Source organism: Streptomyces sp. NPDC016851 (assembly GCF_055562795.1).
The window spans coordinates 1-19,132 of sequence record NZ_JBVHEP010000011.1 but is presented as its reverse complement, the minus strand read 5'-3'; the positions used below and the strand labels follow the sequence as shown (position 1 = coordinate 19,132).

Below are 19,132 nucleotides of genomic sequence, written 5' to 3'. Positions count from 1 at the left end.
CGCAGGGGAATTCACATACCACTGGGCCGACGTCGCTTTTCCAGGGGAGTTTTCAAGAGATGTCAACCATGCCGGTCGGCGGGCTCGTTCCGTCAGCCACCGACGATGCCGCGGACCTGGTCGTCCGCAACGCGAAGATCCACACCGGTGATCCGCGCCACCCGTACGCGGAGGCGCTGGCCGCCCGCGACGGCGTCATCACGCTCGTCGGTGACGACAAGGACGTGGCCCCCCGGATCGGCGCGGGCACACAGGTGGTGGACGCGCTCGGGCGCCGGGTGATCCCCGGCCTCAACGACGCCCATCTGCACGTGATCCGCGGGGGCCTCAACTACGTACTGGAACTGCGCTGGGACGGGGTGCGCAGCCTGCGTCAGGGCCTGGCGATGCTGCGTGAGCAGGCCGCCCGCACCCCGAAGGGCCAGTGGGTGCGGGTGGTGGGGGGCTGGTCGGCCGAGCAGTTCGCCGAACGCCGGCTGCCGACCGTCGCCGAGCTGAACGCCGCCGCCCCGGACACTCCGGTGTTCGTCCTGCACCTGTACCAGTCGGCCGTGCTGAACCGGGCGGCGCTCAAGGCCGCCGGCTTCACCCGGGAAACGCCCGACCCCAGGGGCGGCCGGATCGTCCGGGGCCGGGACGGAGAACCGACGGGCATGCTCCTGGCCGCCCCCAGCGCACTCGTCCTCTATTCGACCCTGGCGAAGGCCCCCGTGCTGGAGAGCGAGGAGGACAGGAAAACCTCCACCCGGCATTTCCTGCGCGAGCTGAACCGGTTCGGACTGACCTCGGCGATCGACGCCGCCGGCGGTTTCCAGAACTTCCCCGACAACTACGCCACCGTCGTCGAGCTGGCCAAGGCCGGGCAGTTGTCGTTGCGTATCGCTTATCACCTGTTTCCGCAGACTCCCGGTCAGGAGATCGACGACCTCGCCCGCTGGATCGAAATGGCCGGCCCCGACGACGGTGACGAATGGCTGCGTCTGAACGGCGCGGGTGAGAATCTCACCTGGGCCGCCGCCGACTTCGAGAACTTCACCCAGCCGCGTCCGGAACTGGCCTCCGGCTACGAGGTGGAGTTCGAGAAGGCCGTGCGCCTGCTGATGGAGAACGGCTGGGGGTTCCGGCTGCACGCCACGTACGACGAGACGATCCGCCGTGATCTCGCGGTGTTCGAGAAGCTCGCCGCGGAAGGACTCTTCCCGGCCGGGAACCGGTGGCTGTTCGACCACGCGGAGACCGTATCGCCGGACAGCCTCGACCGCATCACCGCCCTCGGCGGCGCGATGTCCGTACAGAACCGTCTCTCCTTCCAGGGCGAGGCGTTCCTACGGCGCTACGGCCCCGGAGCGGCCGCGGACGCCCCGCCGATCAGGGCCATGCTGGACCGCGGCCTCACCGTGGGTGCCGGCACCGATGCCACCCGGGTCTCGTCGTACAACCCCTGGGTCGCCCTGCACTGGCTCGTCAGCGGCCGCACCGTCGGCGATCTGGCGCTGCGTCCGCCGGAGAACCGCGTCGACCGGCACACGGCGCTGGCGATGTACACGCGCGCCGGCGCCGAACTGACCGGCGAGGCCGACGTCAAGGGCGTCCTGCGGCCGGGGTGCTACGCGGACCTGGCGATCCTGTCCCGGGACTACTTCGACGTGCCCGAGCCGGACATCGCGCACATCGAGTCGCTGCTGACGGTGACGGGTGGCCGGATCGTCTACGCCACCGCCGAGTACGAGGGGCTCGACGAGGAGCTGCCCCCGGTCGGCCCGGCATGGAGCCCGGTGGCGCACTTCGGCGGCTACCAGCCGTCGGGCCGGGCTGTCGTCCCCGGCGCCCGCCAGGCGGAGTCGCTCGGCCAGGCCATCGCCGAGTCGGAGGAGCACCGCCAGTGGCGCGTCGCGCGGGGCCTCGTCACGGACGCCGCGAGCGCCCCCTTCGACCCCTGCTTCGTCCTCTGAACTCCCGGAACCCGAACTCCCGGAAGCGGACCCGCCCTTGTCGCCGGCCCTCCCGGGACACCCCCTCGACTCCGTCCGACCGGACGGGTTCTTCCCACGGCACGGACAGCCGTCCGCGCCACGCCTACCCAGAAAGGCCGACACTCATGGTCGACATCGCCGAGGTCACCGCGGCCCCCAGCCCCGACCTGCTCACTCCGGACAACTGCGCGGTGCTGTTCGTGGACCACCAGCCGCAGATGTTCTTCGGCACCGGCAGCGGCGACCGCACCGCGATCATCAACGCCACCGTGGGCCTGGCGAAGGCCGCCAGGACCTTCGAGGTGCCGGTCGTGCTGAGCACCGTGGCCGCCGAGTCCTTCTCCGGCCCCCTCCTGCCGCAGCTGGCGGACGTCTTCCCCGAGCAGAAGATCATCGACCGCACCACGATGAACGCCTGGGAGGACCTGGACTTCGTCGAGGCGGTCAAGTCCACCGGCCGCGGGAAACTCGTCCTCGCCGGCCTGTGGACCGAGGTCTGCGTCGTCCTTCCCACCCTCTCCGCCCTCGCCCAGGGCTACGAGGTGTACGTCGTCACCGACGCCTCCGGCGGTGTCAGCCCGCAGGCCCACGAGCACGCCGTCCAGCGCATGGTCCAGGCCGGGGCGGTCCCGGTGACCTGGGTGCAGGTGCTCCTGGAGCTCCAGCGCGACTGGGCCCGGACCGAGACGTACGCCGCGACGACGGACGTGGTGAAGGAGCACGCCGGGGCATACGGCCTCGGCATCGTCTACGCGCACGCCATGATCGGCACCCACGCCGCCGGCTGATCCCCGCACCGGCACAGGAACGTCAGGAACGGACAGGAACAGGCAGGAACACGATGGACGCTGGACTGCTGGTCCTCCGGCTGGTGGTGGGTTTGCTCATCGCCGGGCACGGGGTGCAGAAGGTGAGCTTCCGGCTCGGAGGAGACGGCTTGGCGGGCGGGACCGAGGAGTTCCGCCGTGACGGATTCCGCGGCGGCCGGCTCACCGCGCTCGTCGCGGGCGCCAGTCAGATCGGTTCCGGCCTGTTCCTGGCGGCCGGTCTGCTCACGCCCCTGGCGGCAATGGCCGCGATGGGCGTGATGACGGTCGCGGGCAGCGTGAAGTGGCCCAAGGGGCTGTGGGTGCAGCACGACGGCTACGAGTATCCGCTGGTCCTCGTCGTCGTCTGCGCCGCGCTGGCCCTCACCGGGCCCGGACGGTGGTCCGTGGACCACGCGGTGGGCATCGTCCCCTGGCCGGAGTGGGCCGCCGTCGCCGCCCTCGTGCTGGGACCGGTGAGCGGGTTGCTCACCCGTCTGGTCCTGCACCGGCCGGCCACCGCACGGGAAGGGATGCGGCATGCGCAGGCTACTGAGTGACGCGGCCCGCACCCTGGTGCCGCGTCACGAGGAGCGGCACGGTCCGCTGCCTCCCCTGTTGCTGGCCCTGACGGTGACCACCGGCATGGTCGACGCCGTCAGTTACCTGGCGCTCGGGCATGTCTTCGTCGCCAACATGACCGGCAACGTGGTCTTCCTGGGGTTCGCCCTGGCGGGTGCCGGGAGCCTGTCCGCGCTCGCGTCCGTCGTCTCGATGGCCGCGTTCCTCGTCGGCGCGTTCGCCGGTGGCGGGCTCGGCACGCGGTTCGCCGCGCACCGCGGCCGTCTGCTGCGCACCGCGACGGCGGTACAGACGGCCCTGGTCGCCGTGACCGTGGTGGTCGCCGTGGTAGCGGACGACCGGGTCACCACCGGCGTCCGGTACACCCTGATCGTGTGCCTGGGGCTCGCCATGGGCCTGCAGAACGCGGTCGCCCGCCGGCTCGGCGTACCGGATCTCACCACGACCGTCCTGACCCTGACCCTGACGGGGCTGGCCGCCGACTCCACCCGGGCGGGCGGCTCGGCGCCGCGCCCCGGGCGCCGGGTCCTCTCCGTGCTCGCCATGTTCCTGGGCGCCCTCGCCGGCGCCGGGATCATCCTGCACGGCCGCCTCTCCTTCGCGCTGGGTCTGACGCTGCTGCTGCTCGCGGTCACCACCGTGACGACGCACCGGCTGTCGGCCACCGATGCCCCCTGGGTCCGCCCCCGGCCCTGAGCGGCACGCGTGTTCACCTCGTCGAGGACCGGTCGGCACCCCGCGCGTCGTCGGTGATCGGCTAGGGGGCGCCCGGCGCCGCCAGTGCCTGCCACTCACTGGGGGACATGCCGTAGGCGTCCCGGAAGGTGCGGCTGAAGTGCGAGGGGCTGCTGAAGCCCCAGCGGTGTGCCACGGCGGCCACGGTCGTCCTGCCCTTCGACGTCCGGCCCAGCTCGTGTCTGCACGAGTCCAGCCTGCGCTGCCGTACCCATTGGCCCACTGTGGTGCCGTCGTCCTGGAAGAGCTTGTGCAGATAGCGGACGGAGATGTGATGCGCGCGTGCGATCGATTCCGGCGACAGCGCCGGCTCCGTCAGATGCTCCTCGATGTAGGCCCGGATCCGCGACAGCATCTCGCCGCCGACCTTCGACGCGGCGGTCGTCTCCTGTCCCGTCTCCGCCTGAAGGAGTTCCATGACGAGGACGGCGAGGAGGTCCACGGCGCTGCGGGCGAGCCGGTCGCCGATCGCCGACCGGTGGAGTTCCGCCTCGGCGGCGAGCGCGGACAGGAAGCCCGACACCAGCGCCCCCATACCGGCACCGTGCCGCACCGGCACGCCCACGACCCGGTCCAGGTCCGACTCCGCGACGCCCAGGTAGCGGCGGGTCGTCCGGAAGTACGTCATCAGGCAGTCCTCACCGAACCGGAGGAGGTCACGCCGGGCCGGATCGCAGAAGACCATGTCGCCCGGCTCCAGCGAGGCCCCGTCCTCCCCGGCCCGGGTGAGCGCGACCGTCCCCCGGACGTGCAGGCCCAGGTACAGGAATTCGCCCTCCCCCTCGTCGGGCATCGCGGACAGCATCTGAACCAGATCGGACACACGAGTCATCACTAACTCGGTCATGAGAACTCCAACCGTTTCGCTCAACCGGCAGCCGAGAGCTGGACTTCCGCCTGCTCCGCTCTGGACGACATCGTCGTGCAGCCGCGGTTTCACCCGCCACCGCGCGCCGTGGGAATCCGGCCGAGAGCTTTTCTCGGTCTGTAGGAAGGCCCCGTGAGCCGGCGGAGCCCCCGACGTCCAGCGGCGGCCGAGGTCAGACTCGTGCCTGTTGACCAGGCCTGACGAGGAGTTCCTCGACCCGGAGCCCCATGTGCAGGACCAGCCGGTCGGCGCCGTTGTCCAGGTCGAGGCCGGTGATCTCCCGTATCTGCCGCAGCCGGTAGTACAGCGACGTCCGGTGGAGTCGCAGGGCGTCCGCCGTCCTGGGGATCGAGCCGGCGTTGTCCAGGAAGCACCGCAGGGTGTCCCGCAGCCGGGCTCCGCCATGAGCCTCGGCCAGGGCGCGCAGCGGCCTGGGGAGCAGCGACGCGTTCAAGGTGTACTCCGGCAGTTGCAGGAGCACGGCGAACTCCCCCAGTTCCGCCCAGTCGCCAAGGCCCTTCAGGTCCGGCAGCCGACGCGCCGCACGGACCGCCACGAGTGCCTGCTCGTACGAGGTCCACGCGTCGGCGAGACCGCTCTGCCGCCCGCCGATGCCGACCACCGGAGCGGCCGACGGGTCGAGGAAGGTGCCGAGTTCCTCGATGATGCGCCGGGACTGCTCGCCCAGTTCGTCCGGGCCCGGGGGCCGGTCCCGTACCTGGAGCAGCACCGCCCGGTCCTGCTCGATCGCCATGACGCCGTGTGCCGAACGCGTCTGCCGGAAGCCCTCCACCGCGCCCCTGAGGGCCACCTCGGTCCGTCCCGGCGGCTCCTCGCCCCGCGACACCTGGACGACGCTGACGACGACGTGCGGCGTCTCCCTCAGCAGCCCGCCGTCCAGCGCCTGTCGCCGCGCGGCGTCGCGCGCCGCAGGGCTGGCGCCGAGCAGGCCGAGCAGCAGGTCTCGTACGCCGGACTCCTCGGTGTCGGCCGCGAGGTGTTCCGCGTACAGCTGCGCGGACATGGGGCGGGCGGCTCGCGCGATGGTCTCCTTCTCCCGCTCGGTCAGTTGCCGCTGCGGCGCGACGATCACCATGTGACCGAGGAGGTCACCGCGCTCCCGGAGCGGCATGAGGTAGCGGGGCAGCAGCCCGAGGTCGTCCCGGCCGTCGACGAATCCGGGCCTGCACCACTGGGTGACGCCCTGCGCGAGGACGTACCGGATCCCCTCGCTGTCGGCTCGGCCCTGGAGCAGGGTGCGGATGCGCACGGGGTCCTCGTCGCCGAAGTGCCGGCTCGTGCAGATCATTCTGACCAAGGGGTCGACGATCGCCACGGACCGGCCGAGTTCCTCCGCCAGTTCGTCGACGAGTGCATGGAGCGCAGCGCTGCCGGGGCGGGCTCGCTGGACTCTTTCGGTCATCCGGAATTCCTTCGGAGTGATGTCGCGTTCGACGCAGGCGCACCGCGGCCGTGCACCAGGTCCCATCGGGTTCCGAGCCGGTCGGCCGCGGAGCCGCCTGAACGGATCCGGATGCTGTCAGAGCGTCGGGAGAACGCGCTTATGTCATGTGACCAGTCATGCGCCCCACCGGCGGGAACCGGCCGGACCAGCCCGGGTGACCTGGCAGGATGATCACCGGAATGACGAGCGGGTGCCTCGGCCGGGCGCCGTTCGTCGGGGGGGACGGCCGGACGGAGGCAGCGCATGGACGTCGGCGCCGGACAGGCACACGCGCCGGAGATCCTCGGCAGGGACGGGGAGTTGGCGCGGATCGCCCAGCTGGTCCACGCCGGGGACGACGGCGGTCCGAAGGTGCTCGTGCTGGTCGGTGAGCCGGGGGCGGGCAAGAGCACCCTGGTGGACCGGGCCGCGTCGCAGGCCGCGGCGCACGGTCGGCGGGTGCTTCGGGTGCGCGGCAGCGAAGGCGAGGAGGACCTGGGTTTCGCGGGCGTGCACCAGTTGCTCCGCCCGGTCCTCGCCGGGGTGGAGCGGCTTGCCCCGCGGCAACGCGACGCCCTGCGCCGCGCGTTCGGCACGGACGAGATCGACACGGAGCGGACGCCCGACCAACTGCTCATCAGGCTCGGTGTGCTGACCCTGCTCTCCGACGCGGCGTCGGAGCGCCCGCTGCTGATCGCCGTCGACGACGCCCAGTGGCTGGACGTCGGCTCGCTGGACGTGCTGGCGTTCGTCGCCCGGCGCCTGGAGGGCGAACCCGCGGTGATGCTGCTCGCCGCACGCGACGAGGCGGTGCCGGCGCGCTTCGACCACGACTTCCCGCATCTGACGGCCGGTCCGCTGGACCGGGCCGCGGCCGGCCTCCTGCTGGACGCGCAGCCGCATCCTCCGAAGGGCCGGGTCCGGTCGCAGATCCTGCGGCAGGCGGCCGGGAACCCGCTGGCCCTCATCGAGCTGACACGGGCCTTCGCCAGGGATCCGGCCGGACGTGACATCGGCTCGGTCGACACGCTCCCCGTGACCGCCCGGCTGGAGCGCCTCTTCGCCGCCGACCTGCCCACCCTGCCGGAACCCACCCGCCGGGTCCTGCTCCTCGCGGCAGCCGCCGGCACCGAGCGGCTCTCGGACGTCCTGCACGCCGCGCCGGGTCTGGACGGCGTACAGGTCTGGCGGCCCGCCGAGGAGGCCGGTCTGGTGCGCGTCGAGGGCGGCCAGGTGCGTCTGCGCCACCCGCTGGTCCGCTCCGCGATCTACCAGGCCGCCTCCTTCGCCGAACGTCGCGAGGCCCATCTGGCGCTCGCCGCCACGTTCGCGAAGGAGCCCGATCGCCGGGCCTGGCATCTGGCCGCGGCCGCGCTCGGCCCGGACGAACCGGTCGCCACCGCCCTGGCGGACAGCGCGGAACGCTCCCGGCAGCGCGGCGGTCACGCGGCTGCGGCCGCCGCTCTGGAGCGCGCCGCGGAACTCACCCCGGAGCCGGAGCAGCGGGCCCGGCGGCTGCTCGGCGCCGCCGCGTCGGCCATGTTCGCGGGGCACCCGCAGTGGGTCGGGGACATCGCGACCCGGGTCGACACGCTGACGAACGACGCGCGGTTGCTCGCCGAGGCGTCCCTGCGCGCCGGGTGGTCACTGGCGGTCACCCTCCGGCACGACGATTCCCTGGCGTTCCTGCTGCACGTGGCCGAGGCCATGGCCACGCAGGCTCCCGCCCTCGCCCTGGACGCGCTGGGAACGGCCGCCACTCCGGCGTACAACTCCGGCGACCCCTTCTATCGGGCCGAACTCGAGCGGATCAACGCCCTCATCGCGCCGCAGCCGGACGAGGACGGCAGCGACCGCCTCTGGGTGAGCGCGGTCAGCAACCCCTTCGCCGCGCGGGAGCGGGCTCTGGAGAGGCTGGCCCGTGCCGTGGACGCCCTGCCGGACGGCTCGCTGTCCGCCCTCGTCGTGCTCGGTGCCGCCGCAACAGTGCTGGACGCCACCGACCAGGCCGTGCGGCTGTACGGCCAGGCCATGGATCATCTGCGCCGGACGGCGACCGCCGGGACCAACGCGACCCTCGCGCGTGCCCTCGCCCTCGCCCTGTTCGACAGCGGCGCCTGGACCGCTGCCCAGTCCGCCGCCGAGGACGCCTTCTGGATGGCAACCGAGGCAGGAGCGGACAACGTCACCGTGGGAGCGCAGCTCCTCCAGGCCACACTGCGCGCCGCGCAGGGGGACCACGCGGCGGCGCACGCACGGGCGAGCGGCGCGGTGCGCGGCCTCGATCTGCGCAAGTCGCGCAGCTTGTACGTGCGTTACCGTCAGGCACGCGGGACGGCGTTCCTCGCCGAGGGCGATCACCAGTCGGCGTACGAGCAGCTCCGCCGGGCCTTCACCCGCGACTTCCACCCGGAGCCCGTGCACTACCACGTCTCCCTGTACTGCCTCTCCGATCTGGCCGCGGCCGCCGTCCGCGCCGGGCAGGTCGCCGACGCCCGTGTCGTGCTGCACGCCGCCGAACGGGCCATGGGCCCATCCCGCTCCGTCCGTCTGGACGCGGTCGTGCACCGCGCCTCAGCCCTGCTTGCCGATCCCGACTCCGGGCCTGCCGAGGCGGAGGCCCATTTCCGCGCGGCGACGGACCCGGTCACCGCCCGCTGGCCGTTCGAGCACGCCCTCGCGCACCTGAACCACGGTGAATGGCTGCGGCGCCGCCGGCGGTCCGTCGAGGCACGGCCTCCGCTCGGCACGGCCCTGGAGATCTTCGAACGGCTGGACGCCCGGCCCTGGGTGGAGCGCACCGCCGCCGAACTCCGCGCAGCGGGCGTGGCGGTGACACCCGCCGCAGCGCCGGAAGCCGTGGCCGACCTGACGCCGCAGGAACTGCAGATCGCCCAACTGGCGGCCGAGGGCCTGACCAACCGGGACATCGGTGCCCGGCTCTACCTGTCTCCGCGCACGATCGGCTTTCACCTGCACAAGATCTTCCCCAAGCTCGGCATCACCGGCCGCGCCCAACTGCGCGACGCCCTCGCGTCGCAACCGTCACGCGCATGGTCCCCGGAGCCCTGAAAAGGCGTTTCAGTTGGTGAGCCGGCGGTAGCTGATGAGGGCTGCGGCGATGCCGACGAAGGCCAGGAAGTGTTCGGTCTCGCGCTCGTAGCGGCGGTGCAGGTGGTCGTAGTCGTCACCCTCATCACCCTCATCGGCGTGGAGCTTGGCCGGTCTCCGGCGACGCGGACCGCGCCGCGAGCGGTAGCGAGCGTTCCGGAGCGCAAGAGGTCCAGGCCGACGGTGTCCATCCGGTACTGGTCCTCCACGTCGAGCAGCAGGTAGCCGACCAGCTGCCAGGCTTAGGCTTGGCGGAGCGTGCGGCAGATCCGACAGCGGTCCGAGCACCAACTTCCGGACCCGGAACCGGGGTTCGACCCGTGTGAACCGTCCCGCTATCCGGCTCATCAGGCCCTCGAACGCCTCCTGCCAGCGGGCAGGTCTACGCTGTGACGTGCGGTCACCGCGTGATCGTTTGTCTTCACACGCCGGTGATCAACGGGTGCCGGCACCCGTCTCCACAGCGCGTCGGGGTCGTGCGGCGTCCGCCCGCCGTCCTGTGTCAGGAGGACATGTGCAACGTGGCGAAGTCTGGTGGGTGGAGTTCGACGAGCGGCGGCCGGTCGTGCTGCTGTCGGGAGACGACGCGTCCGGGATCCGGGTGATGCAGGTCGTCGCTCGGGCGGGTGTCGACATCACCGGTCTGGGCGTCGAAGTGGCAGTAGGCGCCGTGGAAGGACTGCCCTTTGAAGGCGTGCTTCGGTTCGCGTTGCCGCGTCCGGGCTTTACCCCTTGCACGTGGCTGACCACCGTGTCCCGGGACGACCTGATCGAGCGGGCGGGCGCGCTGTCCTCCGCGAAACTCAGCGAGATCGAGAACGCCCTCCGTCTCGGTGGACTCGGGTAGGCGGATAAGGAAACGGATGCTCGCGACGGCGTGGTCGGTCTCGTCCCCGCTGACGTGCCGCCGCCACAGCGGCGCAGACCCCCGGGCAGCGGATCGGGCTGCCGGGCGGCAGAACGATGAATCGATCGACAGCATATGTCGGTCGCTGATATATATAGGTGGCATGAATGAGCGACCGCTTCAGGAGCCGACGCTGCTCCTGCTCACCGCCCTGGCCGACGAGCCCAGGCACGGCTATGGACTGATTCAGGAGATCGACGCGATCTCCCAGGGCCGTGTGCGGATGCGCACCGGTACTCTCTACGGCGCGCTGGACCGGCTGGTCCAGCAGGGCCTGATCCGGGTCGAGCGCGAGGAGGTCGTGGACGGTCGGGCGCGCAAGGTCTACGCCCTCGCCGAGGCCGGCCGAGACGTGCTGGCCGCCGAGACGGAGCGGCTTCGTACTGTCGTCGCCGAGGCGGAGCGTCGACTGGCCGCCCGTCGCGCCCACGCCATCCGCCCGAAGGGGGCCCTGGCATGACGCAGCAGCACAGCTCACTCGCGTTCCGCTGGGCGCTGCGCCTCCATCCGGCCGCCTACCGCGCTGAGCACGAAGCCGAGTTGACCGCGATCTATGCCGAGGCGACGCAGCATGCCGGCCCGCTCGGTCGGTTGCGCGAGGCGCTCGATGTCGCAGGCCATGGCCTGCGGCGGCGCACCGGCCTGGGTTCCGACCGGATGGCGGGTCAGGTCCTTGCGCAGGCGGCCCCGCTGGCTGTCGCCGTGGCGGCGGGTAGCTTCGCGGCGGGCCTGCTGTGGCTCTTCGCCCCCGGCGTCCGGACCTTGCCGGCGCCCTCGCCCCCGAATGTGCTGAGCCTGGCCAACTCGGGCCTCACGCCGCTGCTCTGGCTGGCGGCGCTCGCGGCTGTCTGGACCGGGCGCTGGGGCGTGGCCCGTGCACTGGTCGTGCCGGCGATGGTGCTGTGCCTGGCCGACGTCCTGGTGGCCGCGTTCGCCTCCTCCGGCTTCCACGGCACCCCCTCGATCGCAGTGATCCGACTGGCCGTGCCGCTGCTCACCGGCGCCGTCGTCCTCGCCGCACCCAGGGATCTGCTCGGCCCCTCCCTGTCACAACGCCGCATGATCATGGGAACCACCGCCCTGGCGGCCGTCCTGGTGTCGGGCGTGCAGCTCGTCGACCTGTACTACCCCTTTACGCTGGGCGTTCTCAGCGTCATCGGCCCGCTGTGGGCCGGGGTCCTGTGGGCCGGGGTCCTCGCGATCGCCCTGCTCTTCGGCACGCGTAACCGGTTGACCGTCGCGGGCGTGGCGGTGGCCGTGCTGCCCACCACGCTGGAGGTGACGGTCCAGCTCACCCCCGCGGGCGTGGTTGTCCTGCTCCTGGTCCTGCTCAGCAGCACGGTGCCCTTCCTCCGCGCGCGCCGGCGCGACTTCCAGTCAACCCCGCCGAGCGCGGCATAGCCGGCTCCGGGCCCCCGGGCCGCACCCCGGATCGGCCCGGCGCTTCTACCGGGCCTCCTGCTAGCCGGAGACTTCACACATAGGGAGTTGGGTCCCCAGCCAGCGGGGGCGTGTCTCGTCGACGCCGAGGAGTTCAAGCAGGTGTGCTTGAACTCCTCGGTTGATGAGGCTCACAGGTGCGTCCGTCACCGAGGACTTCTCGGGGTGCGGGTGTAGCGCCGACCGCCAGGGCATGGAGTGAGTACCATTTCCCGCCTCAGAGCGCGGTGGGAAGCGTCCGCCACAAGTGGGGCCGGTCGACGGCCGACTTGAGCGTGTCGAGCACGGCCGGGTTAGGCGCGGCGTACAGAACCGGACAGTCGGTCTCGCCGAGTGCCGGATCGGGCGTGAAGGCGAGCCGCTCGCCGTCGAGGGAGAACCGCGCGTCCACCCCCGGTTTGTTGCCCCGGGGGTCCTGGCGGTGCCACGCCCCGTTGAACCGCACGGCGACCAGTCCGTGCACGACGTCGAACGTCTGGTAGCACAACGCGGTCGGGATGTCCTCGGCGCGGAGCAGCGCCGCGAGCGCGTGGGCCTTGGCGTAACAGATGCCGGTGCGCTGTTCCAGGACATCGGAGGCGCGCCAGGTGACGCGCGGGTCGCCCGCATCCTGCGAGTGCGGGATGGTGTCGCGCACGAACTCGAAGGCCTCTCGCGCATACTCATACGAGTTCGCCACACCCTTGGCCAGCGTGGCCGCCGTCTCGCGAACGAGCGGATGGTGATGGTCTATCGCCTCGTCTGCCGCCAAGTAGGCGGAGAGATCGGGGTTCTCCTGGATCAGTTGCATGCCCGCAGAGCATAGGGACAAGATCGGCATGTGGTCAATTTGTTTTCGACCAGCCGCATACCTATGCATGAGGCCGGAGAACGGCTGAACATCGCCGCAACCACTCGCCCGGTCGCAACCCTTCCCCGGCGCCACAGGTCGGCCTCCGCAGTTCCGTGACAAGGGGGAAGACATGAAGGACCCACGGCGCCTGCTCGGCGCCGCGCTCGTGAGTGGTGCCCTGGCGGTGGCCGGTGTCGGGGCCGGGCCCGCGTACGCCCAGGAGAACCGGTTGTGGATCAGCGCGCCGTACGAGACGGTGCTGCCGGGCGCGGACACGGACGGCGGCGCGCGCGAGCGCAGCCTGGCCGTGGAGATCAGCCGGGACGTCGCCGACGACCGGCTGCCGGCCGGGCGCCTGACCGTCGACGTCAGTGAGATCGCCTCTTTCGCGCGGGTGTCGTGGCCCGCGAACTGTGAACCCGAGTCGGAGGTCCGGGCGGTCTGCGACGTCCCCGAGATGCCCGCCGGGACGGAGCGCGTGCCGGCCGCGACGTTCGGGCTGCGCGCGCTGCCCGGAGCGGACACCGGCGCCTCCGGGTACGTGCGCTACTCGGCCGTCGCCGGAGAGGCGACGGCCCACCCGGCCGAGACCAGGGTCGGCGTGGGCAACGGCCCGGACCTCGGTCTCAGCCAGGCCGACTACCAGCACGACCTCAGGCCGGGCTCGAGGACGAGCGTGCGGGCCACGCTGTCCAACAGCGGCAACCGCACCGCGGAGCGCACGCTGCTGTGGCTCAACGCCTCGTACGGGCTGCGTTTCGAGCAGCGGCACGCCAACTGCGAGTACCGGGATCACGACACCGGCACGTCCGCCCTGTGCGTGCTGGACGAGGCGGTGGCGCCCGGGCAGGAGTACGCGCTGAACACCGGTCTCGGCGTGGGCCGCAAGGCGCTGTACGAGCGGTTCGACCACTCCGTCCACCCGTACTCCGACGAGGCGCTGGCGGAGATGCGCGGCGACTGGACGTGGGCCCGGGGCACGGGCGGCGAACTGGACCTGCGTCCCGTGGCCGCCGCCCGGGCCGCGGCGGCGGACCCCGACATCGACCCGCAGGACAATTACCGGGCCGTCATGCTGAACGCCCGGAACACCGCCGACCTGAAGCTCGGCGGCAGCAGGGTGCGCGGGGCCGCCGGTGACACCGTCACCGCCCGGGTCACCGTGCACAACCGCGGTCCGGCCTGGGTGGCGTCGCTGGGCGCTGGCGCCGCCGTGGCGACGGTGCGGTTCCAGGCGCCGGAGGGCACCACGGTGATGGTGCCCCCGGAGGAGGAGTGCTGGACCTCGGAGGATCCCGCGTCCCCCACGACGTACTACTGCAAGACGCCGATCTACCTGCACGACAAGGCGTCGTACACCTTCGAGATCCCGTTGCGGATCGACCGGGTGGTGCGCGGCGCGCGCACCACCGTCGCGACCGTCAACGACCATTCCGAGCTGAGCATCAGGGAGTTCGACCCGAACCTGCGCAACAACAGCGCGCGGATCGTCGTCAACTGACGCGGCACCTTGAGGAGATGGCCCTAGCGGGCCATCTCCTCCTTCAGTGCCGCGACGAACGCGTCCACGTCCTCCTCGGTCGTGTCGAAGGCGCACATCCAGCGGACTTCGCCGGCGGCCTCGTCCCAGAAGTAGAAGCGGAACCGCTTCTGGAGGCGCTCGGTCACGTCGTGCGGCAGGCGGGCGAACACCGCGTTGGCCTGCACCGGGTAGAGGATCTCCACACCGTGCACGGCGCGTACGCCCTCGGCGAGGCGCTGGGCCATCTCGTTGGAGTGGCGGGCGTTGCGCAGCCACAGGTCCCGGGCGAGCAGGGCCTCCAGCTGCACCGACACGAAGCGCATCTTGGAGGCGAGCTGCATGGACAGCTTCCGCAGGTGCTTCATGTGGCTGACGGCGTCCTGGTTCAGGACCACGACCGCCTCGCCGAACAGGGCGCCGTTCTTCGTGCCGCCCAGGGAGAGGAGGTCGACGCCGGCGGCGTTGGTGAGCGTGCGCATCGGGACGTCCAGGGTGGCCGCGGCGTTGGCCAGCCGGGAGCCGTCCAGGTGCACCTTCATGCCGTGCGCGTGGGCGTGCTCGCAGATGGCGCGTATCTCGTCCGGCGTGTAGACCGTGCCCAGCTCGGTGGCCTGGGCGATGGAGACGACCTGGGGCATCGCCCGGTGCTCGTCGTCCCAGCCGTACGCCTGCCGGTCGATCAGCTCGGGGGTGAGCTTGCCGTCGGGCGTGGGCACGGTGAGCAGCTTCAGGCCGCCGACCCGCTCGGGCGCCCCGCACTCGTCGACGTTGATGTGCGCGCTCTCGGCGCAGATCACCGCGCCCCAGCGGTCGGTGACCGCCTGGAGGGCGACGACGTTGGCGCCGGTGCCGTTGAAGACCGGGAACGCCTCGGCCGTGGGACCGAAGTGGCTGCGGACCAGGTGCTGGAGGTTCTCGGTGTACGCGTCCTCGCCGTAGGAGACCTGGTGCCCGCCGTTGGCCAGGGCCAGGGCGGCGAGCACCTCCGGGTGGGCGCCGGCGTAGTTGTCGCTGGCGAAACCGCGGACCTCGGGGTCGTGGTGGCGACGGGCGTCGGTCTTCGGCGGGTTCACGGCTTCTCGGTGAGCCACAGACGGTTTCCGTTCACTTCGGCGGCGGGCTTCTCCCAGATGCCGGTGATGGCCTCGGCCAGGTCCTTGACGTCGGTGAAGCCCGCGAACTTCGCGTTGGGGCGGTCGGCGCGCATGGCGTCGTGCACCAGCGCCTTCACCACCAGGATCGTAGCCGCCGAGGTCGGGCCCTCGGGGCCGCCGGCCTTGCGGAAGTAGTCGGCCATGGCCAGTGTCCACGCCTCGGCCGCCGCCTTGCCCGCGGCGTACGCGGCGTTGCCCGCGGTGGGCTTGCTGGCGCCCGCCGCGCTGATCAGCACGTACCGGCCGCGGTCGCTGCGCTGGAGTGCCTCGTGGAAGGCGAGGGACGTGTGCTGCACGGTACGCACCAGCAGCATCTCCAGGAAGTCCCAGTCGTCGAGGCTGGTCCGGGTGAAGGTCTCGCTGCCGCGCCAGCCGCCGACGAGGTGGACCAGGCCGTCGACGCGGCCGAAGTCCTTCTCGACGCGGGTGGCCCACTCGTGGGTGGCCCGCAGGTCGAGCAGGTCGACCGTGTCACCGGTGACGGTGGCGCCGCCGGTCGCGTAGCTCGCCGCGTCCACCGCCTCCGCCAGCCGCTCCGGATCGTTGTCCGAGCCGATGACGGTCGCCCCCGCCTCGGCCAGCCTGAGCAGTGCGGCCCGCCCCGCGGGTCCTCCCGCTCCGGCCACCGCGATCACCGCGCCGCTGAGCGCCCCGTTCCCCGCCATGTTCTTCGCCTCCTGAGCCGTGTTCTCGCCTCGCCGATCGCTCACGCGGCGATCCGCTCGGCGCCGTCCGCCGTGATGCCCTTGGTGGAGGCGATCACGTTCTTGAGCTTCTTGGACAGTGCCTCATAGAACATGCTCAGCGGAAACTCGTCCGGAAGCACGTCATCGACGAGTTTGCGCGGCGGCTGCGTCAGATCCAGGGCGTCCGGGCCCTTGGCCCACTTCGACCCCGGGTGCGGGGCGAGGTAGGTGGAGACGAGCTCGTACCCGGCGAACCAGTGGACGATCTTGGGTCGGTCGATGCCGTCGCGGTACAGCTGCTCGATATCGGCGCACAGCTGGTTGGTGACCTGCGGGGCGCGCTCCCAGTCGATGGAGAGCTTGTTGTCCCGCCAGCGGACGACGTCGTGCTTGTGCAGGTAGGCGAAGAGGAGCTGGCCGCCGAGGCCGTCGTAGTTGCGCACGCGCTCGCCGGTGACCGGGAAGCGGAACATCCGGTCGAAGAGCACCGCGACCTGCACGTCACGGGCCTGCGGGACACCGTCCTTCTCCAGCTTCACGGCCTCCTTGAAGGCGGTGAGGTCGCAGCGCAGCTCCTCCAGGCCGTACATCCAGAACGGCTGGCGCTGCTTGATCATGAACGGGTCGAACGGCAGGTCGCCGTGGCTGTGGGTGCGGTCGTGGACCATGTCCCACAGGACGAACGCCTCCTCGCAGCGCTTCTGGTCGTGGACCATCGCGGCGACGTCCTCGGGAAGCTCCAGGCCGAGGATCTCGACGGCGGCGTCGGTGACCCGGCGGAAGCGGGCGGCCTCGCGGTCGCAGAAGATGCCGCCCCAGCTGAACCGCTCGGGGGCCTCGCGCACGGCGATGGTCTCGGGGAAGAGCACGGCGGAGTTGGTGTCGTAGCCCGCCGTGAAGTCCTCGAACTTGATGCCGCAGAAGAGCGGGTTGTCGTAGCGGGTGCGCTCCAGTTCGGCCAGCCAGTCCGGCCAGACCATGCGCAGCACGACCGCTTCGAGGTTGCGGTCCGGGTTGCCGTTCTGCGTGTACATCGGGAAGACGACCAGGTGCTGGAGGCCGTCCGCGCGGTTGGCGGCGGGCTGGAAGGCCAGCAGCGAGTCGAGGAAGTCGGGCACCTGGAAGCCGCCGTCGGCCCACCGGGTCAGGTCCTTGGCCAGGGCCTCGTGGTAGGCGTGGTCGTGCGGGAGCAGCGGGGAGAGCTCCAGGACCGCGTCCGTGACCTGGCGGACGGCGAGCTCGGCGTCGGCCGGGTCGGGCGCGCCCTCGGCGTCGAAGTCGATCGACCCGTCCTTGGACTGCCATGGCCGGATCCGCTCCACGGCATCCTTGAGCACGGGCCATGCCGGGTGGTCCACCACCCGGGCCACGGGAGGAACCCGCTCCTCCGAACCCACCTGCACAAGAATTTCCGTCATGTCACACCTTCCACGGGAGAATCTCGCGTACACAGACCGTATACATACGAGGTTCCTCCCAGCAAGGGCCGCCTCGGGAAATTATCCTGCCTCACCCGGCCCTTCACCGCACTTTTTCCTGCCGGTCACCCTTCTGCCCGCACGCACGCCGACCATGCCCTCGCCCTCTGCACAGGGCGGGTGCAGGCGATAACGTCAGGTGGGCCGTGAGGCCCCCAGTGCCGCCTGTCGACGGAAGAGAGTCGCGTCTTGAACTTCCTCACCATCGGTCACCGCGGAGTCATGGGTGTGGAACCCGAGAACACCCTCCGGTCCTTCGTCGCCGCGCAAGAGGCCGGTCTCGACGCCATCGAACTCGATCTGCATCTGAGCAAGGACGGCGCGCTCGTCGTCATGCACGACACGGACGTGGACCGCACGACCGACGGCACCGGGCCGATCGCCGAGAAGACCCTCGCCGAGCTGCGGGCCCTGGACGCGGGCCGGGGCGAGCGGGTGCCGGTCTTCGAGGAGGTCCTGGACGCCGTGCGGACGCCGCTCCAGGCGGAGATCAAGGACGCGCAGGCCGCGCGGGCGCTGGCCGAGGTGATGAACCGGCGCGGGCTGGCCGGCCGGGTGGAGGTGTCCTCGTTCCACGACGAGGCGATCGCCGAGATCAAGCCACTGGTACCTGGTGTGCGCACGGCGCTGATCGCCAGCCGCTACAGCACCGACATCGTGGACCGCGCTGTCGCGGCCGGCGCCGAGACCGTCTGCCTGAACATCCGGCGGCTCACCCTGGAGATCGTGGAGCGGGCCCGCAAGGCCGACCTGAGGATCATCGGCTGGGTGGTGAACACGCAGGACCATCTGCGTCTCGCCCGCGCTTTCGGCCTGGACGGCGCGACCACCGACCACCCGGACATCAAGCGCACGGGCCGCTTCACGGCGTAGAAGCAGTCCCGGGTGGCTAGGCGAGCTCCTTGACCAGCAGCTCGAACTGCAGGTCGTCGCGCTGCGGGACGCCGAAGCGCTCGTCGCCGTACGGGAACGGGGTCATCCGTCCCGTACGGCGGTAGCCGCGCCGCTCGTACCAGGCGATGAGGTCGTCGCGTACGGAGATCACGGTCATGTGCATCTCCGTCGCGCCCCACGTCTCACGGGCCAGCCGCTCCGCCTCCGCGAGGATCACCTTGCCGACTCCCGCGCCCTGGAGCTTCGGGCTGACCGCGAACATGCCGAAGTAGGCGTGGTCTCCCCGGTGCTCCAGCTGGCAGCAGGCGACGATCCGCCCCTCCCGCTCCACCGTCAGCAGCCGGCCGTCGGGCGACTTGATGACGGCCAGCACCCCCTCCAGGTCGGTCCGCTGCCCCTGGAGGATGTCCGCCTCGGTGGTCCACCCGGCCCGGCTCGCGTCGCCCCGGTACGCCGACTCGATCAGCGCGACCAGCTCGTCCACGTCGGCGTCCGTGGCATCGCGGAAGGTCAGTCCGGTGGCTGCGGTGTCCATGGGCGGGGATCTCCGTTTCGTGGGGCGCGCGGGCAGGGATGAGCGTAACTCCGCCACTAGGTGTGCTGTCCGGACAGGTTGGTGACGCGGCTGGCTGGGGTGTGGCCGCCGATGCCGGTGTGGGGTCGGTGGTAGTTGTACCAGTCCAGCCAGTCGGGAAACGCC

18 protein-coding genes and 2 pseudogenes are annotated in these 19,132 nt (G+C 71.3%); 10 read left to right on the top strand and 10 right to left on the bottom strand.

The features are described from left to right. The first annotated feature begins 59 nt into the window (after positions 1-59). The 4 genes from ACZ3I3_RS18995 to ACZ3I3_RS18980 all read left to right on the top strand — a co-directional run bounded on the left by ACZ3I3_RS18995 (position 60) and on the right by ACZ3I3_RS18980 (position 4,057). Positions 60-1,952, top strand: coding sequence for an amidohydrolase (locus ACZ3I3_RS18995; protein ID WP_467366476.1), 1,893 nt, complete (start codon positions 60-62; stop codon positions 1,950-1,952). Positions 1,953-2,098: 146 nt separating this feature from the next. Further along, positions 2,099-2,761, top strand: coding sequence for a hydrolase (locus ACZ3I3_RS18990; RefSeq protein ID WP_467366474.1), 663 nt, complete (start codon positions 2,099-2,101; stop codon positions 2,759-2,761). Positions 2,762-2,814: 53 nt separating this feature from the next. Continuing rightward, positions 2,815-3,339: a DoxX family protein gene (locus ACZ3I3_RS18985; protein ID WP_467366472.1), complete on the top strand. Its 525-nt coding sequence runs from the start codon at positions 2,815-2,817 to the stop codon at positions 3,337-3,339. Then, positions 3,320-4,057, top strand: coding sequence for a YoaK family protein (locus tag ACZ3I3_RS18980; protein WP_467366470.1), 738 nt, complete (start codon positions 3,320-3,322; stop codon positions 4,055-4,057). Before ACZ3I3_RS18985 ends, ACZ3I3_RS18980 begins: the two co-directional genes overlap by 20 nt. A 61-nt stretch (positions 4,058-4,118) precedes the next feature. On the opposite strand, the gene ACZ3I3_RS18975 is transcribed toward ACZ3I3_RS18980, so the two are convergent. Both ACZ3I3_RS18975 and ACZ3I3_RS18970 read right to left on the bottom strand, forming a co-directional pair. Further along, complete coding sequence (locus ACZ3I3_RS18975) at positions 4,119-4,928, bottom strand: helix-turn-helix domain-containing protein (RefSeq protein WP_467366921.1); 810 nt, start codon at positions 4,926-4,928, stop codon at positions 4,119-4,121. A gap of 208 nt (positions 4,929-5,136) precedes the next feature. Further along, positions 5,137-6,387 carry a PucR family transcriptional regulator gene (locus ACZ3I3_RS18970; RefSeq protein WP_467366468.1) on the bottom strand — a complete coding sequence of 417 codons (1,251 nt, stop codon included), beginning with the start codon at positions 6,385-6,387 and terminating at the stop codon, positions 5,137-5,139. Between the two features lie 285 nt (positions 6,388-6,672). On the opposite strand from ACZ3I3_RS18970, the gene ACZ3I3_RS18965 reads away from it, so the two are divergent. Further along, positions 6,673-9,480, top strand: coding sequence for a helix-turn-helix transcriptional regulator (locus ACZ3I3_RS18965; RefSeq protein WP_467366466.1), 2,808 nt, complete (start codon positions 6,673-6,675; stop codon positions 9,478-9,480). A gap of 9 nt (positions 9,481-9,489) precedes the next feature. Here the strand turns inward: ACZ3I3_RS18965 and ACZ3I3_RS18960 are convergent. Next, a pseudogene (locus ACZ3I3_RS18960) lies at positions 9,490-9,663 on the bottom strand (IS5/IS1182 family transposase); the annotation flags it as partial. Between the two features lie 117 nt (positions 9,664-9,780). Further along, a pseudogene (locus tag ACZ3I3_RS18955) lies at positions 9,781-9,923 on the bottom strand (IS701 family transposase); the annotation flags it as partial. Positions 9,924-10,057: 134 nt separating this feature from the next. On the opposite strand from ACZ3I3_RS18955, the gene ACZ3I3_RS18950 reads away from it, so the two are divergent. The 3 genes from ACZ3I3_RS18950 to ACZ3I3_RS18940 all read left to right on the top strand — a co-directional run bounded on the left by ACZ3I3_RS18950 (position 10,058) and on the right by ACZ3I3_RS18940 (position 11,827). Then, the gene (locus ACZ3I3_RS18950) at positions 10,058-10,366 is read left to right on the top strand and encodes a type II toxin-antitoxin system PemK/MazF family toxin (protein WP_369482375.1); all 309 of its coding nucleotides are present in this window, start codon (positions 10,058-10,060) and stop codon (positions 10,364-10,366) included. 163 nt (positions 10,367-10,529) lie between these two features. Further along, entirely contained in the window at positions 10,530-10,886 is a 357-nt protein-coding gene (locus tag ACZ3I3_RS18945; protein WP_086855123.1) for a PadR family transcriptional regulator, read from the top strand. Next, complete coding sequence (locus tag ACZ3I3_RS18940; protein ID WP_467366463.1) at positions 10,883-11,827, top strand: hypothetical protein; 945 nt, start codon at positions 10,883-10,885, stop codon at positions 11,825-11,827. The genes ACZ3I3_RS18945 and ACZ3I3_RS18940 overlap by 4 nt, the downstream gene beginning before the upstream one ends. Before the next feature lie 256 nt (positions 11,828-12,083). Here ACZ3I3_RS18940 and ACZ3I3_RS18935 read toward each other — a convergent pair whose 3' ends face one another. Then, the gene (locus tag ACZ3I3_RS18935; protein ID WP_467366461.1) at positions 12,084-12,656 is read right to left on the bottom strand and encodes a transglutaminase domain-containing protein; all 573 of its coding nucleotides are present in this window, start codon (positions 12,654-12,656) and stop codon (positions 12,084-12,086) included. A 172-nt stretch (positions 12,657-12,828) separates the two neighbouring features. On the opposite strand from ACZ3I3_RS18935, the gene ACZ3I3_RS18930 reads away from it, so the two are divergent. Next, entirely contained in the window at positions 12,829-14,199 is a 1,371-nt protein-coding gene (locus tag ACZ3I3_RS18930; protein ID WP_467366459.1) for a hypothetical protein, read from the top strand. Between the two features lie 23 nt (positions 14,200-14,222). Here ACZ3I3_RS18930 and ACZ3I3_RS18925 read toward each other — a convergent pair whose 3' ends face one another. From ACZ3I3_RS18925 to ACZ3I3_RS18915, 3 genes are read right to left on the bottom strand one after another with little or no spacing between them, the layout of a single operon-like run. Continuing rightward, complete coding sequence (locus tag ACZ3I3_RS18925) at positions 14,223-15,293, bottom strand: threonine aldolase family protein (RefSeq protein WP_467366457.1); 1,071 nt, start codon at positions 15,291-15,293, stop codon at positions 14,223-14,225. After that, complete coding sequence (locus ACZ3I3_RS18920) at positions 15,290-16,039, bottom strand: SDR family NAD(P)-dependent oxidoreductase (protein ID WP_467366919.1); 750 nt, start codon at positions 16,037-16,039, stop codon at positions 15,290-15,292. Before ACZ3I3_RS18920 ends, ACZ3I3_RS18925 begins: the two co-directional genes overlap by 4 nt. Before the next feature lie 41 nt (positions 16,040-16,080). Further along, entirely contained in the window at positions 16,081-17,478 is a 1,398-nt protein-coding gene (locus tag ACZ3I3_RS18915; RefSeq protein WP_467366455.1) for a DUF6421 family protein, read from the bottom strand. A gap of 249 nt (positions 17,479-17,727) precedes the next feature. Between ACZ3I3_RS18915 and ACZ3I3_RS18910 the strand changes: the two genes are divergently transcribed. After that, entirely contained in the window at positions 17,728-18,411 is a 684-nt protein-coding gene (locus ACZ3I3_RS18910) for a glycerophosphodiester phosphodiesterase (RefSeq protein ID WP_467366453.1), read from the top strand. A gap of 16 nt (positions 18,412-18,427) precedes the next feature. On the opposite strand, the gene ACZ3I3_RS18905 is transcribed toward ACZ3I3_RS18910, so the two are convergent. Beyond that, positions 18,428-18,967 (bottom strand): GNAT family N-acetyltransferase, encoded by a 540-nt coding sequence (locus tag ACZ3I3_RS18905; protein WP_467366451.1) that lies wholly within the window; start codon positions 18,965-18,967, stop codon positions 18,428-18,430. Between the two features lie 56 nt (positions 18,968-19,023). Continuing rightward, positions 19,024-19,132: integrase core domain-containing protein (locus ACZ3I3_RS18900; RefSeq protein WP_375916611.1), on the bottom strand; the 109-nt coding region annotated here is incomplete at its 5' end.

Bases quoted from the DNA above. Each gene is read 5' to 3' on its own strand.
- ACZ3I3_RS18995 (WP_467366476.1), top strand. From the start codon at position 60: ATGTCAACCATGCCGGTCGGCGGGCTCGTTCCGTCAGCCACCGACGAT.
- ACZ3I3_RS18990 (WP_467366474.1), top strand. From the start codon at position 2,099: ATGGTCGACATCGCCGAGGTCACCGCGGCCCCCAGCCCCGACCTGCTC.
- ACZ3I3_RS18985 (WP_467366472.1), top strand. From the start codon at position 2,815: ATGGACGCTGGACTGCTGGTCCTCCGGCTGGTGGTGGGTTTGCTCATC.
- ACZ3I3_RS18980 (WP_467366470.1), top strand. From the start codon at position 3,320: ATGCGCAGGCTACTGAGTGACGCGGCCCGCACCCTGGTGCCGCGTCAC.
- ACZ3I3_RS18975 (WP_467366921.1), bottom strand. From the start codon at position 4,928: ATGACTCGTGTGTCCGATCTGGTTCAGATGCTGTCCGCGATGCCCGAC.
- ACZ3I3_RS18970 (WP_467366468.1), bottom strand. From the start codon at position 6,387: ATGACCGAAAGAGTCCAGCGAGCCCGCCCCGGCAGCGCTGCGCTCCAT.
- ACZ3I3_RS18965 (WP_467366466.1), top strand. From the start codon at position 6,673: ATGGACGTCGGCGCCGGACAGGCACACGCGCCGGAGATCCTCGGCAGG.
- ACZ3I3_RS18945 (WP_086855123.1), top strand. From the start codon at position 10,530: ATGAATGAGCGACCGCTTCAGGAGCCGACGCTGCTCCTGCTCACCGCC.
- ACZ3I3_RS18940 (WP_467366463.1), top strand. From the start codon at position 10,883: ATGACGCAGCAGCACAGCTCACTCGCGTTCCGCTGGGCGCTGCGCCTC.
- ACZ3I3_RS18935 (WP_467366461.1), bottom strand. From the start codon at position 12,656: ATGCAACTGATCCAGGAGAACCCCGATCTCTCCGCCTACTTGGCGGCA.
- ACZ3I3_RS18930 (WP_467366459.1), top strand. From the start codon at position 12,829: ATGAAGGACCCACGGCGCCTGCTCGGCGCCGCGCTCGTGAGTGGTGCC.
- ACZ3I3_RS18920 (WP_467366919.1), bottom strand. From the start codon at position 16,039: ATGGCGGGGAACGGGGCGCTCAGCGGCGCGGTGATCGCGGTGGCCGGA.
- ACZ3I3_RS18915 (WP_467366455.1), bottom strand. From the start codon at position 17,478: ATGACGGAAATTCTTGTGCAGGTGGGTTCGGAGGAGCGGGTTCCTCCC.
- ACZ3I3_RS18905 (WP_467366451.1), bottom strand. From the start codon at position 18,967: ATGGACACCGCAGCCACCGGACTGACCTTCCGCGATGCCACGGACGCC.